We start from the raw sequence: 14,830 nt of genomic DNA, 5'->3' as shown, positions 1-14,830 counted from the left end.
GGGCGACAAAACGTGCGGTGTCGCAGGGTCTTGCTACTATCGGCGTTCACGTCGGGGGCGTGCTGCGTATTCGTACCCCACGCTCATACCAATCCTGCGACAGAACAGGAGAATACGATGGAACAATTCGCGCTTATTGCCAGCGATCGTGGTGGCTGGCTTGCCGGATGGGGCACGTTGATGTTGATTAACGCGGGGCTCGCCCAGGGCAAGAATCGCAGCGGTCTGCTGTGGTTTTTGCTGTCGGCGCTGCTCGGGCCGATCGCGACGCTGATTCTGGTCGTGCTGCCGAAGGTGCGGGCGAAGATGTTTTGAGGATGCGGACTGGGTGATGTCCGGTGCTCTGCGCGCTCTAAGGAGGCGCATGGCTTCCTCGCTTCGTTGGCTTTCGCGCGCAGGCGCGCTCCCACAGGGAGCGCGCCTGCTTTGGCTTTGGGTTATTCGCCCAGGGCTTCGCGCATGAATTCCGGCTGGGCGAGTGCGCCCTTGTGGATGTCTGCGTTGTAGTAGCGGGTCGGGAAGTTCTTGCTGAGGGCGCCGCGCTCGCGGAAGCCCGACAGGTCGCCACCCTTGCGGGCCATGGTGCAGCTCCACCAGCCGGTGGGATAGCACGGCTGCGGGAACGGCAGGGTCTTCACGGCCTGGAAGCCCGACGTGCGCATGGCCGAACGCATCGCCTTGATGAGTTCGATGTGGGCCAGCGGGGATTCGGACTGCTGGACCAGGATGCCGCCGTGGCGCAGGGCTTTGTAGCAGCTGGCGTAGAAGGCCGCGTTGAACAGGCCTTCGGCCGGACCGATCGGGTCGGTGGAGTCGACGATGATCAGGTCGAGCGATTCGGGATCGGCTTCGGCCATGTACTTGATGCCGTCGATGAAGAGCAGCTCGGCGCGTGGGTCGTTGTTCGATTCGCACAGTTCCGGGAAGTATTCCTCGGCGAGGCGGGTGACGCGCTCGTCGATCTCGACCTGCACGGCCGATTCGACTTCCTCGTGCTTGAGCACTTCGCGCAGCGTGCCGCAGTCGCCGCCGCCGATGACCACGACGCGCTTGGCGCGTGCGTGCGTGAACAGCGCCGGGTGGGTCATCATTTCGTGATACAGGAAATTGTCCCGGGCCGTCAGCATGACGCAGCCGTCGATCACCATCAGGTTGCCCCAGTCGGTCGTCTGATAGATCTCGATCGTCTGGAAGGGCGTTTTTTCGGCATGCAGCAGTCGCTCGACGCGGAAACCGATGGAGGAGCCGGAAGCCTGATGGGCTTCGGTGAACCAGCTGAGCTGCGACATGACGCTGTTCCTGAGAATCGTGTAAGGACGGAAAACCGTGATTGTACCGGCTATCGCGGGCGCACGCCGTCCTGCCGGCGCTATGACACCCCGGGCTGGGGTGATACGCACGCGTCACGAACGGCTATTACAATAGGCGGTCTGTCCGTTGCCATGGCCGCGGTCAGGCCCTGTCTGACCGGCCCCGCGGCGTGCGAGGCTCCCGGCCGCCAGACACGCTTCAGGTCAAGGTTCGCCGCTGCGACTGCTTCTGGCCCCCGAGGGGGCACGACTATCGACGAGGAGATCGGACGCCCATGGCGACCTGGAACATCGAACGCGCGCGACAGACTTACGCTATCCCGCACTGGAGCAACGGCTACGTGGATGTGGCCGGCAATGGCAACCTGTTGATGCGTCCGCGCGGCAGCGAAGGCCCCGCGCTGGACCTGTCGGCCATCGTGGACGAGGCCAAGGCGCAGGGTTTGCGCCTTCCCCTGCTGGTCCGCTTCCCGGACATCCTTGCCGACCGGCTTGCCCGTTTGCAGGAAGCATTCGCCCGTGCCATCGACGATGCCGACTACGCCGGCAGCTATACGGCGATCTACCCGATCAAGGTGAACCAGCAGCGCGGCGTCGTCAGCGAGCTGGTCGCCGCCGGCGAGCAGGGCTTCGGGCTGGAGGCGGGTTCCAAGCCGGAGCTGATGGCCGTGCTGGCGCATGCTCGTCCGGGCAGCATGGTCGTGTGCAACGGCTACAAGGATCGCGAATACGTACGCCTGGCGCTGATCGGCCTGAAGCTCGGCCTGCGCGTGCATATCGTTATCGAGAAGCTCTCCGAGCTCGACCACGTATTCGCCGAGGCGAAAGCGCTGGACGTGGAGCCGCTGCTCGGCGTGCGCGTCCGTCTCGCCTCGATCGGTGCCGGCAAATGGCAGAACACGGGTGGCGACAAGGGTAAGTTCGGCCTCAGCCCGGGCCAGGTGCTGGAACTGATCGCACGCCTCGACGCGGCCGGTCTCAAGCACACATTGAAGCTGCAACACTTCCACATGGGTTCGCAGATTTCGAACGTGCGCGACATCGCGGCGGGCATGCGCGAAGCCGTACGTTACTTCGTCGAACTGCACCGCCTCGGTGTCAGTATCGAAGTCGTCGATGTGGGCGGTGGCCTGGGTGTCGACTACGAAGGCACCCGTTCGCGTAGCTATAACTCCATCAATTACAGCCTGGGTCAGTACGCCGCCAGCATCGTGCAGCCGCTGGCCGAGGCCGTGACCGAATATGGCATGGCCGCGCCCGTGATCTTCACCGAGTCCGGCCGCGCCATGACGGCGCACCACGCCGTGATGGTGGTGAACGTCAGCGAGGTCGAGGCCGTGCCGATGGGTACGATTCCGCCGGAGCGCGAAGGCGAGCCGACGGTACTGCGCCATCTGCGCGAGACGCATGCCGAACTGGACAGCCGCCCGGCGCTGGAACTCTTCCACGAGGCGCAACACCATTTCGCCGAGGGCCAGGCGCTGTACGCGCTGGGCCAGCTGCATCTGGAAGACCGCGCACGTCTCGACGAACTGTTCTACGCCATCGCCAATGCCGTGCGTCCCCGCCTGTTGCCCGCCGAGCGCGCGCATCGTCAGGCGCTGGACGATCTGGACGAGAAGCTGGTCGACAAGTACTTCGTCAACTTCTCGGTATTCGAATCGGTACCGGATATCTGGGCGATCGACCAGATTTTCCCGATCGTGCCGATTGCGCGCCTGGATGAAGAGCCGATGCGCCGCGGCGTCATCGCGGATCTGACCTGCGACTCCGATGGCCGCATCGATCACTACGTGGACGCCGAGGGCGTCGACGTCAGCCTGCCGCTGCACGAGCTGCGCTCGGGCGAGTCGTACCGGCTGGGCATCTTCATGGTCGGCGCTTATCAGGAAACGCTCGGCGACATCCACAACCTGTTCGGCGACACCGATGCGGTGAATGTCCGCGCGACCGCGGACGGCTACGAGTTCGCCCATATCCGTCGTGGCGACACTACCGACCTGATGCTGGACTACGTCGGCTACGACCTGAAGGCACTGCGTCAGTCCTATACCGACCGGCTTGCCGCCGCGGGTATCGCGGGCGCGGAAGGCGAGCGTCTGTATGCCGCGCTGGATGCGGGCCTGACCGGTTACACCTACCTCGCCGAAAACACCGGCGACTGATCTCCTCTACGGGAAAACACATGTCGATCAAAGCAGCCTTTATCGGTCTCGGCGCCATGGGCGCTCCCATGGCCGGGCATCTGAACGATAAGGGCCTGCTCGCGGCCGTCGGCAATCGCTCCCAGGCGAAAGCCGACGCGCTCGCCGCGGAGCTGAAGGTCGCGGCGCCGGACCTCGCCGGTATCGCGGCGTTGTGCGACGTGATTGCCCTTTGCGTCAGTGCCGACGCCGACGTGATCGGCGTCGTCGACGCGATGGCCCCTTCGTTGCGTAAAGGCGCGATTGTCATCGACCACTCGACGGTGGCGCCCGCCACGGCGAAGCGTGTTGCGCGTCGCCTCGCCGAAGTGGGTGCGCATTTCCTCGACGCACCGGTTTCGGGTGGCGTGGAAGGCGCGAAGAACGGCAAGCTGTCCGTGATGGTCGGCGGTGAAGCGGATGTACTCGAACGTGCGCGACCGGTGCTGGAAGCCTATGGCGCGCGCATCACGCATATGGGTCCGGTGGGCTCGGGGCAGGCAACGAAAGCGGTGAACCAGGTGCTGGTCGCCGGCATCGCGCAGGCAGTGACGGAAGGCCTCGCGTTGGGCGATGCGCTGGGCCTCGAAGCCGACCGCCTTATTCCCACGCTGGCTGCCGGTGCCGCGGGCAACTGGTTCCTCGACAAGCGCGGCGCGACGATGTTGCGCAACGAATTCTCGGTCGGGTTCAAGCTGGCGCTGCTGCACAAGGATCTGGGCATCGTGCGGGGTATCGCCGAGGAAGCCGGCACGGATCGCGGTGTGATCGAGAAGTCGCTCGCCGACTTTGCCGAATTGATGTCGCAAGGTTATGGCGACGACGATATTTCGGCATTGATCCGCTTGAAGCGCGCTCGCTGAGCGACGAGGACATCTCCCGGTGTCGGGCGTCGGGCGTCAGGCGTAGGCATTGACGGGAAGATCGTGTGGCGTCGTGGATATGATCGCTTCGCTGATCTTGTCGTAGTTGGTGCCGAAGCGCGTGTTGTATTCAGACAGAAACACGCCGATGGCGTTGTGAGGCGAGCATGCCCACTCGTAGATGCCTGCGTTGGAGCAATACACAAACCGTCGTCCGCTTTTTGCCTTGAAGAGAACGATGGAATGGCTGCCTCCTGTCGGAGCATCCATGCCGAGCATGGCGGCGACATTGCAAGGCGAATTGAGCGCGCCGCCGATTTTTCGGGCACTGGTTTCGAATGACGTCGTACAGCGGAAGCGATCGAGGTAATACGCAATGGCGGCGTGGACGGCCCGGATGGCAGTGTCCGGATTCATCAATGCTTCGTAATGCCGTTGATACAGAAGTGCCCGCGGCAGCTTGATCAGGTCGAACGTCGCCAACCTTCCCGACATGACATCCATCATCCAGTGTGCCGATGCACCCTGGCAAAGGCCGCCCATCGATTGCGCATCCAACATTCGCAGGGTGTGCTCGAGGTACTGACGCGAGGTCGGCGTGATGGGGACGAGCATCGTTCTTCCGGTGAACGCGGGCCGGCGAGGATACGGGGTGCGTCGCCGATGTTGTGCGTGCGCTGTCACGTTATGCGCTGAGGAGTTTCTTGGGCGTTTCGGCGTTGGTCGGCAATGGTCGATTGCGTCCGGGCTGGAGAATCTTTAACGCATGTTCGTGCGTGGTTCGCGCTCAGACCACGCACGACTACGCTCTGAAACACGCGCAAAAAAACGCCCGCTTTCGCGGGCGTTTTCACTTCTGCGTTGTAACCCCGATCAATCGATATCGAGGAACGAGCGCAGCGTTTCCGAGCGGCTCGGGTGACGCAGTTTGCGCAGGGCCTTGGCTTCGATCTGGCGGATGCGCTCGCGGGTGACGTCGAACTGCTTGCCGACTTCTTCCAGCGTGTGATCCGTGTTCATATCGATACCGAAGCGCATGCGCAGCACCTTCGCTTCGCGCGGCGTGAGGCCGGCGAGTACGTCGCGCACCGTTTCCATGAGACCGGTTTCCGTGGCCGACTCGACGGGCGAGCTGGCGTTGGTGTCTTCGATGAAGTCGCCAAGATGCGAATCTTCGTCGTCGCCGATCGGGGTTTCCATGGAGATCGGTTCCTTCGCGATCTTCAGGACCTTGCGGATCTTGTCTTCCGGCATCTCCATTTCCTTCGCCAGTTCTTCCGGCGTCGGCTCGCGGCCGAACTGCTGGAGCATCTGGCGGGAGATGCGGTTGAGCTTGTTGATCGTCTCGATCATGTGCACCGGGATACGGATGGTGCGGGCCTGATCGGCGATGGAGCGCGTGATGGCCTGACGGATCCACCACGTGGCGTACGTCGAGAACTTGTAACCGCGACGGTATTCGAACTTGTCGACCGCCTTCATCAGGCCGATGTTGCCTTCCTGGATGAGGTCGAGGAACTGCAGGCCGCGGTTGGTGTACTTCTTGGCGATGGAGATGACGAGACGCAGGTTGGCCTCGACCATTTCCTTCTTGGCGCGACGGGCTTTCGCCTCGCCGACCGACATGGCGCGATTGATTTCCTTGATGTCGGTAAGCGGCAGGTACAGCGTGCGCTCGATCTGCGCCAGCTTTTCCTGCTCGCCATCGATGACTTCGCGGAAGTTCTTGATGTTCGGCGACCACTTCTGGCGCTTGCGCGACAGGTCGGCGGCCCACTCGAGGTTGCCCTCGTTGCTGGGGAACGTCTTCAGGAACTCGGCGCGCGGCATCTTCACCTGCTTGACGAAGATATCCATCAGCAGACGCTCGTGGTGACGAATGTCGTTCACCACTTCGCGCAGCTTGCGCACGAAGCTGTCGATCAGCGCGGAAGGCAGCTTGAGCTTGAGGAAGGCTTCCGACATCTGCTCACGGATTTTCGTGACCTTCTTGTCGTTGATTTCGGCCTTCGGTGCCGCCTTCTGGAATTTCTGGTGCAGCGAGCGCAGTTCTTCCATGCGACGCTTCACTTCTTCCGGGTCGGGGCCGGTGGGACCGGCTTCCTCTTCCTCGGCGGCCGTGTCGTCGGTCTCTTCTTCTTCGGCGTCTTCAGCGTCGGCGGCCGGGAGTTCGGCAGCGGCGGCCTGCGCGGCATCGGCGGCTTCTTCCAGATCGGCGAAGCCGGCCAGGATTTCGCTCAGGCGGCGCTTGCCCTCGACGTGCTGGTCGTATTCCTCGAGCAGCAGCTGGATGGTCAGCGGGAAGCTGGCCAGCGCGGTCTGGACCTGGTTGAGGCCTTCTTCGATGCGCTTGGCGATGGCGATTTCGCCTTCGCGCGTCAGCAGCTCGACGGTGCCCATCTCGCGCATGTACATGCGGACGGGATCGGTGGTGCGGCCGACCTCGGCATCGACGGCCGACAGCAGGGCCACGGCTTCCTCGGCGGCGGACTCGTCGTCCGTGCTGGTGCCCGGGGCGGCGCCGTCGGCGATAGTGTCGGTGTCGGGCGCGGAATCATGGACCTCGATGCCGACGCCCTTGAGCACCGCCATGATGTCTTCGATCTGCTCCGGATCGACGATGTCGTCCGGGAGGTGGTCGTTGATCTCGGCATAGGTCAGGTAGCCCTGCTCCAAACCCTTGGAGATGAGCTGTTTGATTTCCGACTGCTGCTCGTGAGCTTTATTAGTCATGCCGACCGCCGCGGGTTACAGGAACCGATCAGTATAGTCATTTGATGATTTTTTGACCAGTTTTCAAGTGGATCGGCCTCCACGCGGCAACGCAAGAATCGCGCCAGACAGCCATATACGGCCGGAGCGCGCCGCGAAGGCGGGAGGAAAGGGTGGCTTCGATGCCATGCGTGGCTCAACGCACTTCCAGACAGAAAGTGACGGGACCATCGTTGACCAGGTGAACTTTCATATGGGCACCGAACTGTCCGATTTCCACCCCAGGATGCGCCGCGCGGGCCAGTTCGACCAGCCGGTCGAACCAGCGCCTGCCGTGTTCGGGCGGCGCCGCGGTGGTGAAGCTGGGGCGCATGCCCTTCCGGGTATCGGCGGCCAGGGTGAACTGGCTGACCAGCAACAGTCCGCCGCCGGTTTCGGCCAGTCCGAGGTTCATGCGGCCCTGGTCGTCCGAAAAGACCCGGTAACCCAGCAGACGTTCCAGCATGCGGGCGCACTGGGCTTCGCCATCGTCGGGCTCGATGGCCACGAGGGCGAGCAGGCCCGCTCCGATGGCACCCACGGTGAGGCCATCGACATCGACTCGCGCGGATTCGGCCCGCTGGATAAGTGCGATCATGGATGAGGTAACGGCTGAGTGGCCGACAGCTTAACGGAAGGTGGGCTCGCGGGAAGGGGGTGAACCTGTCTATGCCCTAAACTTGTGGCATGCGCCCGGATATCTATCTCGTTTATCTCCTGTTGCGGCTCGTCAGCCTGCTGCCCCTGCGTACCGTGCAGGCCATCGGGGCGGCCATAGGGCGTTTTTCCCTGCGCCGTCGCACGCGTGCCGCGCATTACACCGAGGTCAACCTCCGGCTTACGCAACCGGACCTCGTCGAGGACGACCGCAAGGCGCTGCTGACGCGGACCATGGAAGAAAGCGGCAAATCCCTGACTGAGATCGCCAGCATCTGGGGCGGTGGCGCGGAGCGTGCCCTCGGGCTGGTGCGCGAGGTTCGAGGTGGCGAACTTTTCGAGGCGGCGCTGGCGAGCGGCAAGGGCGTGATCATCGCCGCACCCCATCTTGGCTGTTGGGAGCTGCTGAATTACTGGCTGTGCAGCCGCACGCCGATGGCGATTCTCTATCGGCCGCCGCGCATCGCGGCCATCGAGGCGTTGCTACGCAAAGTGCGCGGCGCGCTGGCTCCGGAACAGGTGCGCGCCGAGGGCGCAGGCGTGCGCACGCTATACAAACGATTGGCCGCCGGCGGCACCGTGGGCATCCTGCCCGACCAGAAGCCGCGTGAGGGCGAGGGCGAGTTCGCGCCGTTCTTCGGCGTGGACGCGTTGACTGGCGTATTGCTGCCCCGGCTTGCGGCGCGGACGGGTTCCATTGTGCTCTTCAGCTTCGCCGAGCGACTGCCCGAAGGGGCGGGTTACCGCATCCATATTCTTCCGGCGCCCGCCGGTCTGGCCGACGCCGATCTGAAAGTGGCCTGTGCGGCGCTCAATCGTGGTGTGGAATCGTGCGTGGAGCGGGCCTTCCCGCAATATCAGTGGCATTACAAACGATACACGGCGAACGATCGCGCCAGTCCGTACCGGTAGTTCCTCCGGCAACATAAGCGCCGGCCAGGTTTACGGCGCGCTTCGGCTCAGCCGGTTGAGGAAGACCGCCATTTCCTTGCCGGCCTGTTTGTCGCCCCGGCGTTCGGATGCTTCGATGCCCGACCGCCACGCGGCGGCGGCGCCGGCTTCGTCGTCAAGAGCCAGCAGCGTTTTGCCCAGCAGCTTCCATGCCGCCGAATAGTCGGCATCGAAGGCGACGGCTTCGCGAAACTCCACAGCGGCTTCCGCGTATCGCGCGTCGCCCAGCAGGGCGTTGCCGATGGAGAACCGCAACAGCGCCCCATCCCGGACGCCGCCGACCTGCGTGCGAAGCCGCTGGATGAGTTCGTCGTTCAACGGACGACCTTGTAGCGCCAGTAATCGCGCGGATACATGAGGGTCGGCAGTTTCGGCTCGGGCGGAATGCGTCCGGCGCGTAGCGCGGAGATGGTGCGCGCGTCCCAGATCAGCAGCCAGCTGGAGAAGGACGGCTGGATGAGATGGGCATAACGCAGGTCGTTCTGGGTGAGGCTGCTGGTATAGGAAATCACCACGCCATCGGGATGTTTGCGTGCGAACTCGTCGAGAGTGTCGCCGTCGTGGATCGCCGGATTGTCATCGTCATCCTCGTCGTCCGGAGGTGCACCCGCTCCCTCGTTGAGCCTGACGATGGGGTTCATGAGCCGACCGGCGAAATGGTACTGCCCGTTGTAGCCACGTCCCAGATTGGCGATGGGAAGTCCTGAGGCTTCGGCTTGTCCGAGGTATTGGGCGGTCGGCTGGAAGTCGTAGTTGTGCCACGCACCCAGCGTCCACAGGGAATTGACCGCGAGCGTGCCGATCAGCCCCGCGAAAGCGAGCCGGCGCATTTCGCCGCGTCCCGGAAGCAACAGCAGGACGCCAAGCACGATGAACACCACGGCGAAGAAGCGCGCGTAAGGTGCCATGTCGACCATCCAGACATTGGTCAGTCGGCCCGAGGCCACGAGTGCCGGCATGGCGAACAGGAAGGCCGCCAGGCAGAACCCGCCCAGGGCGAGCGGCCATGTACCGAGTGCGTAGTGCGCCGCCAGCTTGAGATGGCGCTCGCGAAGATGCGCAATGGCAGCGGCGATCAGCATCACGGCCCCGCCGAGTTCCGGAAGCACGTAATAACCCTGCTTGCCCGTGATCAGCGAGAACACCAGCAGGGTCGGAAGCAGCCAGCAGACGAGCAGCCGGAGACCGGGCTCGAGGGGCTGGCGGAGTATGGCCACCAGCAATGGGACGATCAGCAGGCAGACCAGCAACTGCGGGATGCCGGCCGGCACGTTCAGGTCGAGATTGCCAATGACGAGCAGCGCAAGTGCGGCCACGGCGGCGATGACCAGCGCTGGCACGACGGACCGGTCCCAGGGGCGGCGAAACAGTGTGAGGGGTACGGCGACCAGCGCGCGCAACCAGCCGGTGATGGGAAACAGCAGGAGCGGCAGCCAGACCAGGTAAGTCCATGCGGAGCGCGCATGATTCTGCAGCGAACGGGCGTGATCGCCATCGACGACGCGACCGGCTGTCTGGGTGAAGAACAGCCGTTGACGGTATTCGTCGCCACCGGCGAAACCCGCCGGGATGGCCCAGGCAAGGAGGATCGCGAAGCCGAGCAACAGGCCGAGCAGTCCGAATCCATACCAGCGGGCACGATTCCGTCGTGCCCAGTCGTTCCAGAGCGGCCCGAGCAGCAGCGGGAACACCACGTGCAGGAGCATCACCGGGCCTTTGGTGAGCAGGCCCGCGCCGACCAGCAGCCCGAACAGCCACCAGCGGGGTTCGGCGCGCCGCGACGTGGGCGTAAGGCACAGGATGGCCCCGAGTACCCAGACGGCAAGCAGCACCTCGTACATGATCTGCTGGCCGAACAGGAATGCGTAGGTCAGTCCCATCAACAACCACGGAGTCGCCTTGGCGACCCACGGTCGCGAGGGGAACAGGCGCGAGGCGAGTACCGAGGCCAGCACGAGCTGGATGCCCCCGAACAGGACCTCCAGGAAGCGCGGCCACACGTCGGTAACGCCGAAAACGAACCAGCCGGCGTGGATCATCCAGAAGAGCAGCGGGACTTTCTCGCTGTACGGCTGGCCGTTGATGTAAGGCACCAGCCAGTGTCCGTGTGCCCACATTTCCCATGCCACGGCGAGGGTTCGCGTGGAGAACATCGGCATCGGACCATGCGAGAAGATGGCCAGCAGGGCCATCGCACCCCACAAAGGCAGCCAGGGCCACAGGGCGCGAAGATGTTCGGAACGGGTATAGGCGCTGGAAGGCAAGGTTGTCTTCACCGGGTCGTTGGTCGGGTCAGTCTAAACGCATGACGGTCCGTTCGGCTGACCGCCTGCGTACAGCTCGGAGTGTGGAGCTGGCGTGGAGCCTGGCCGTCAGGCCGGGCCCCAGTAGCCGATCCGGCGCCGGATTTTCAGCTTGCGCCACAGATTCAGGGGTTTGCGCTTGCGGCTGCGACCGCCTTCGGCGATGAACTGGTCGATGGCGTCCAGCACCCGCTCGCTCGAGCGGCCGTCGCGGTAGGGATGGATCGAGTCGGCGTATTCGCGGATCGCGCGCATCAGTTCGGGCGGACGCGACAGCGCGCGCTCGATCGCCGGCTCGAAGTCGGCAGCGTCGGCGATGTCGATCAGCTGCGGACCCGGCCGGCGATTCTTGAACGTGACCACCGGTTTTCCGGTGAGCAGGAACTCGCTCAGTGCGGAGGACGTGTCCGAGCACATCATGTCGACCTGGCCGAAGAGATCCAGAATATTGTCGTCGTCGGCGAAGCGCAGATGGTCGTTCTGCAGTGCGCGATACTTCGCCGTCGTTTCCGGATTCATCTTCGGATGGAAGGTCACGATCCAGCGATAGCGGCCGTCGCGCGACAGTTCGCGCACCTTGTCGTAAAGGGTTTCCGCAGCGCTCCACGACGGCGAGAACGTCGAGTGGTAAAGGATCGTCGGAGGCTGGCGCACGGGAGGCACCGGGCCTTCGCCGATGTCCTTCAGGAACGGATCGAGCTTGGGCCAGCCCGTTTCCTTGACGGCGAAGTGGCCGAGGCGCGCGGCGATCTCGCCGAACGCGCGGGTGTCTTTCGGGCCGGTGGTGCAGTACAGGTCGAAGAAACCGCGGATATAGATATGGCGCGGCTTACCTGCATCGAAACCGTGGAAGGTTTCGACTTTCACGCCGGGAAAAAAGTGCGGCACGGCGTTACTGGAGGTCACCACGGCGATCGGATCGAACCGGCGAACCTCCTGCGTCGTGCGCAGCCAGGTTTCGCCTGCGACAAGGTCTTCGCCGCCCGGACCGTCGAAGAACCACGCGGCTTCGTCGCCGCGTGCGCGGATCGCTTCCTGCAGCGGGCGCAGGATGGCCAGCGCGTAGCGCTCGGAGCCGTAGAGAAGGTAGTGCTTTTTCAACGGTCGAGTCCGTGTCGATGAAGGGCTGTCGCGGCGGTATCGCGCGACAGGGGGTTGTTGCGCATTTCGTAGTAGCGCATCCGTTTGTAAACGGCGTAGCTCGCGGCGGTCTGCGCGATAGCGTAGCCGCGCCAGCCGTCGAGGAACGCTAGCCGGAAGATGTAATCCTTGATGAACGCCAGTGCGAACACGAACGGGGTTTGCCACATGCGCACGGGCTTGTTCTTGTCGAGCCAGTCGCGGCACTTCAGTTCGGCGTAGCGCAGGACCTTGAGCTGTTTCTCGGCCAGGCTGGGATTGTTCACGTGGTCGAAGGGCGCGCGAAGCGTCGGCGCCGATCCTTCGAAGCGCAGCGACTCGTGCACGCGCGCGTCGGTCCAGCGGGCGCGGTCGCGATGCCACAGGCGCGCCATCTTTTCGCCGACGGCCGGGCGGTACCAGCGCATGGGGCGGCCCATGTAGATGGTCCGGCGGCGCAGCCAGGCGGCGGGCGCGTCGCTGGCCATGATGCCGGGCAACGCCTGGCTGAGTTCGGCGGCGAGCTCGGGCGAAAGAAACTCGTCGGCGTCCAGTGCCAGCAACCAGTCGTGGCTGGCCTGACCGGTGGCGAAGTTGCGCTGGGGGCCGAAGCCGAGCCAGTCCTGATGCACCACGCGGGCGCCATGGGCGATCGCGATCGCGACGGTGTCGTCGGTACTCCCGCTGTCGACGACGATCTTCTCCGCGGCGAAAGGCACGCTGTCCAGGCAACGGGCGATCGTATGCGCCTCGTTATAGGTGATGACCACAAGGGAGAGGGGGAGGTTCGCCATCGTGAAAGTCTAACCGAATCGCCATGAAGCCCGGTTCGTGGCGGGTATTTCCGGCGATTCGGTTAGACTTTCGCCATGCGTATCACGGTTGCGATCCTCACCTATAACTGGCCCGACGCGCTGGAACGCGTGCTGGAGTCGCTGGCCCGGCAGACGCGTCTGCCCGACGAGGTCATCGTGACCGACGACGGCTCCGGCGAGGCCACGGCCGAGGTCATGCGCCGCGTGGCCGCATGGTTTCCGGTAAGACTGGTCCACCTCTGGCAGCCCGACGACGGTGCCCGTATGAGCCGCGCACGTAACCGGGCCATCGCGGCGGCTACCGGCGACTACATCATCCTGCTCGATGGCGACATGGTCGCCGAGCCGCACTTCATCGCCGACCACGAGGCATTCGCCATGGCCGATTGCTATGTGCAGGGTTCCCGCGTGCTCAGCGACGAAACCCTGACCCGGCGCATGCTGGCGGACGGCACGGTGCGCGCCTCGTTCTTCACCCCGGGCATCGAGCGCCGCCGGCATACGTTGCGGCTACCCGCGCTGGCGCGCTGGTACGCGAAGCCTTCGCAGAAAACGCGTGGCATCAAAAGCTGCAACATGGGTTTCTGGCGCGACGACCTGCTTCGGCTGAATGGCTTCAACGAGAGCATGACGGGTTGGGGGCGCGAAGACACCGAACTGGTGGCGCGCGCTTTCCACGCCGGGATCCGTCGCCGCGACCTGCGTTTCAGCGCGCTGGCCACTCATCTGTATCACCGCACGCGCAAGAATGTCGTCGACAATCCCAACGACCGGTTTCTGGAAGATACGCGCCGGCGGCAGCTCGTCCGTTGCGACAACGGCGTGGACCAGCATCTGGCGGAATTTTCCGAACCGCCCGTCGATATCCGTCCGCGGAACTCAGAGCAGATCGCGTAACGCGCGGTCGAGGCGATCGGTGAATCCGGCATCGTTGTCGAGGAACCAGGTCCGGGCGTTCACGCCCAGTCGTTCGCGTTCGTCGTCCGGCATGGCGATGGCGCGCGCTATCGTTCGTTCCAGCGAGGCTTCGTCGAACGGATAGGCCAGCGCGGCGTTGAACGGCCGGGGCTCGCCGACCGCGACCAGCAGCCCCCGGTCTTCAGTGACCAGTTCATTCATGGGTGGCGCGTCGCAGGTGATCGCCACGGCGGCGCAACTCATCGCCTCGACGAGGTAGTGACCCCAGCCTTCGGTTTCGGACAGGCATATATGGAACGCGTACTCGTTCTGAAGACGGCGCACTTCGTCGGCAGGCAGATACGTCCGCACCACCTCGATGTTCGCGCATTCGGTCTGAGCCTCTTCCTCGCTGGCGCCGGCACGCAGCACACGCAGGCGCGGCCATTCCGGATGACGCTTCCAGACCGCGATGAGGCGCGCTGTCCCCTTCAGGTCGCTGGCGCCGGCGACGTGCAGGAACGCGTGCGGCGTGCGCACGACGTCGGGGTCGTAGCAGTCGCGACTGCGAAATCCGACATGCAGCGTGCGCAGGCCGCGCGACGAGAAAATGCGACTGGCTTCGGCGGTCTTGGTCAGCAGCGCATCGAACCGCGGCAGATAACGCTGACTACGGAGCGACATCCATTCGGGGTTGGGCATGAGGACATCTATGCGCGCCAGTCCGAAGCTGGCGGGCCGCACGTGTTCGAGCGACAGGTTCATATCGAACTTCGCCGGTTGCCGTCCGCCGCTGAACAGCCAGCCCAGCCATCGGCGCAGGCGGAGGGCGTGCAGGGTCCATGTTCCGTCGCGCCGTTTGGAGCCCAGCCGGCTGATGTGCACGTCGTGACCAAGAGCGGCCAGCGCATCGGCCATGACCCGGATGTCGTGGCTCAGCCCGCGCTGGTTGTCCCACGCGATCAGGTGAATACGAGCCAT

The 14,830-nt window shown here is 64.2% G+C and carries 14 protein-coding genes; 5 read left to right on the top strand and 9 right to left on the bottom strand.

Going from position 1 to position 14,830, the window contains the following annotated elements; all coding sequences use genetic code 11:
* The first annotated feature begins 117 nt into the window (after positions 1 to 117).
* Positions 118 to 315, top strand: coding sequence for an antitermination protein NusB (locus EC912_RS07555; protein WP_132142519.1), 198 nt, complete (start codon positions 118 to 120; stop codon positions 313 to 315).
* Between the two features lie 122 nt (positions 316 to 437).
* Here the strand turns inward: EC912_RS07555 and speE are convergent, their stop codons facing one another.
* The gene (gene speE / locus EC912_RS07550; protein WP_132142518.1) at positions 438 to 1,289 is read right to left on the bottom strand and encodes a polyamine aminopropyltransferase; all 852 of its coding nucleotides are present in this window, start codon (positions 1,287 to 1,289) and stop codon (positions 438 to 440) included.
* A 296-nt stretch (positions 1,290 to 1,585) separates the two neighbouring features.
* Here speE and speA point away from each other — a divergent pair, with 296 nt between their 5' ends.
* Positions 1,586 to 3,475 (top strand): arginine decarboxylase, encoded by a 1,890-nt coding sequence (gene speA, locus EC912_RS07545; protein ID WP_132142517.1) that lies wholly within the window; start codon positions 1,586 to 1,588, stop codon positions 3,473 to 3,475.
* A 20-nt stretch (positions 3,476 to 3,495) separates the two neighbouring features.
* Positions 3,496 to 4,356, top strand: a complete 861-nt coding sequence (locus EC912_RS07540; RefSeq protein ID WP_132142516.1) for an NAD(P)-dependent oxidoreductase — start codon at positions 3,496 to 3,498, stop codon at positions 4,354 to 4,356.
* A 36-nt stretch (positions 4,357 to 4,392) separates the two neighbouring features.
* On the opposite strand, the gene EC912_RS07535 is transcribed toward EC912_RS07540, so the two are convergent.
* From EC912_RS07535 to dtd, 3 genes are all read right to left on the bottom strand, one after another.
* Entirely contained in the window at positions 4,393 to 4,971 is a 579-nt protein-coding gene (locus EC912_RS07535; protein ID WP_132142515.1) for a hypothetical protein, read from the bottom strand.
* A 258-nt stretch (positions 4,972 to 5,229) separates the two neighbouring features.
* Positions 5,230 to 7,089 carry an RNA polymerase sigma factor RpoD gene (rpoD, locus tag EC912_RS07530; RefSeq protein WP_132142514.1) on the bottom strand — a complete coding sequence of 620 codons (1,860 nt, stop codon included), beginning with the start codon at positions 7,087 to 7,089 and terminating at the stop codon, positions 5,230 to 5,232.
* Between the two features lie 175 nt (positions 7,090 to 7,264).
* Entirely contained in the window at positions 7,265 to 7,705 is a 441-nt protein-coding gene (gene dtd, locus EC912_RS07525) for a D-aminoacyl-tRNA deacylase (RefSeq protein WP_132142513.1), read from the bottom strand.
* Between the two features lie 89 nt (positions 7,706 to 7,794).
* Between dtd and EC912_RS07520 the strand changes: the two genes are divergently transcribed.
* Entirely contained in the window at positions 7,795 to 8,676 is an 882-nt protein-coding gene (locus EC912_RS07520; protein ID WP_132142512.1) for a lipid A biosynthesis acyltransferase, read from the top strand.
* Between the two features lie 30 nt (positions 8,677 to 8,706).
* Here the strand turns inward: EC912_RS07520 and EC912_RS07515 are convergent, their stop codons facing one another.
* The 4 genes from EC912_RS07515 to EC912_RS07500 form a co-directional block, all read right to left on the bottom strand.
* Positions 8,707 to 9,033: a hypothetical protein gene (locus EC912_RS07515; RefSeq protein ID WP_132142511.1), complete on the bottom strand. Its 327-nt coding sequence runs from the start codon at positions 9,031 to 9,033 to the stop codon at positions 8,707 to 8,709.
* On the bottom strand, positions 9,030 to 10,979 hold the full coding sequence (locus EC912_RS07510) for an ArnT family glycosyltransferase (protein ID WP_132142870.1): 1,950 nt from the start codon (positions 10,977 to 10,979) through the stop codon (positions 9,030 to 9,032). The genes EC912_RS07515 and EC912_RS07510 overlap by 4 nt, the downstream gene beginning before the upstream one ends.
* A gap of 108 nt (positions 10,980 to 11,087) precedes the next feature.
* On the bottom strand, positions 11,088 to 12,119 hold the full coding sequence (locus tag EC912_RS07505; RefSeq protein WP_132142510.1) for a CDP-glycerol glycerophosphotransferase family protein: 1,032 nt from the start codon (positions 12,117 to 12,119) through the stop codon (positions 11,088 to 11,090).
* Complete coding sequence (locus EC912_RS07500) at positions 12,116 to 12,931, bottom strand: glycosyltransferase family 2 protein (protein WP_132142509.1); 816 nt, start codon at positions 12,929 to 12,931, stop codon at positions 12,116 to 12,118. The genes EC912_RS07505 and EC912_RS07500 overlap by 4 nt, the downstream gene beginning before the upstream one ends.
* A 75-nt stretch (positions 12,932 to 13,006) precedes the next feature.
* On the opposite strand from EC912_RS07500, the gene EC912_RS07495 reads away from it, so the two are divergent.
* Positions 13,007 to 13,849, top strand: coding sequence for a glycosyltransferase family 2 protein (locus EC912_RS07495; protein ID WP_132142508.1), 843 nt, complete (start codon positions 13,007 to 13,009; stop codon positions 13,847 to 13,849).
* Here the strand turns inward: EC912_RS07495 and EC912_RS07490 are convergent.
* Entirely contained in the window at positions 13,832 to 14,830 is a 999-nt protein-coding gene (locus EC912_RS07490) for a glycosyltransferase (protein ID WP_132142507.1), read from the bottom strand. The two genes, EC912_RS07495 and EC912_RS07490, sit on opposite strands and share 18 nt — an antisense overlap.

Source organism: Luteibacter rhizovicinus (assembly GCF_004342265.1).
GTDB classification, from domain to species: domain Bacteria; phylum Pseudomonadota; class Gammaproteobacteria; order Xanthomonadales; family Rhodanobacteraceae; genus Luteibacter; species Luteibacter rhizovicinus_B.
Note: the sequence above shows the minus strand (reverse complement) of the source record. Positions and strands in the feature narration are given on the sequence as shown.

Coding starts and splice junctions, on each gene's coding strand:
- rpoD (WP_132142514.1), bottom strand. CDS start 7,089: ATGACTAATAAAGCTCACGAGCAGCAGTCGGAAATCAAACAGCTCATC.
- EC912_RS07490 (WP_132142507.1), bottom strand. CDS start 14,830: ATGGCTCGTATTCACCTGATCGCGTGGGACAACCAGCGCGGGCTGAGC.
- EC912_RS07495 (WP_132142508.1), top strand. CDS start 13,007: ATGCGTATCACGGTTGCGATCCTCACCTATAACTGGCCCGACGCGCTG.
- EC912_RS07540 (WP_132142516.1), top strand. CDS start 3,496: ATGTCGATCAAAGCAGCCTTTATCGGTCTCGGCGCCATGGGCGCTCCC.
- EC912_RS07500 (WP_132142509.1), bottom strand. CDS start 12,931: ATGGCGAACCTCCCCCTCTCCCTTGTGGTCATCACCTATAACGAGGCG.
- speE (WP_132142518.1), bottom strand. CDS start 1,289: ATGTCGCAGCTCAGCTGGTTCACCGAAGCCCATCAGGCTTCCGGCTCC.
- dtd (WP_132142513.1), bottom strand. CDS start 7,705: ATGATCGCACTTATCCAGCGGGCCGAATCCGCGCGAGTCGATGTCGAT.
- speA (WP_132142517.1), top strand. CDS start 1,586: ATGGCGACCTGGAACATCGAACGCGCGCGACAGACTTACGCTATCCCG.
- EC912_RS07535 (WP_132142515.1), bottom strand. CDS start 4,971: ATGCTCGTCCCCATCACGCCGACCTCGCGTCAGTACCTCGAGCACACC.
- EC912_RS07520 (WP_132142512.1), top strand. CDS start 7,795: ATGCGCCCGGATATCTATCTCGTTTATCTCCTGTTGCGGCTCGTCAGC.
- EC912_RS07555 (WP_132142519.1), top strand. CDS start 118: ATGGAACAATTCGCGCTTATTGCCAGCGATCGTGGTGGCTGGCTTGCC.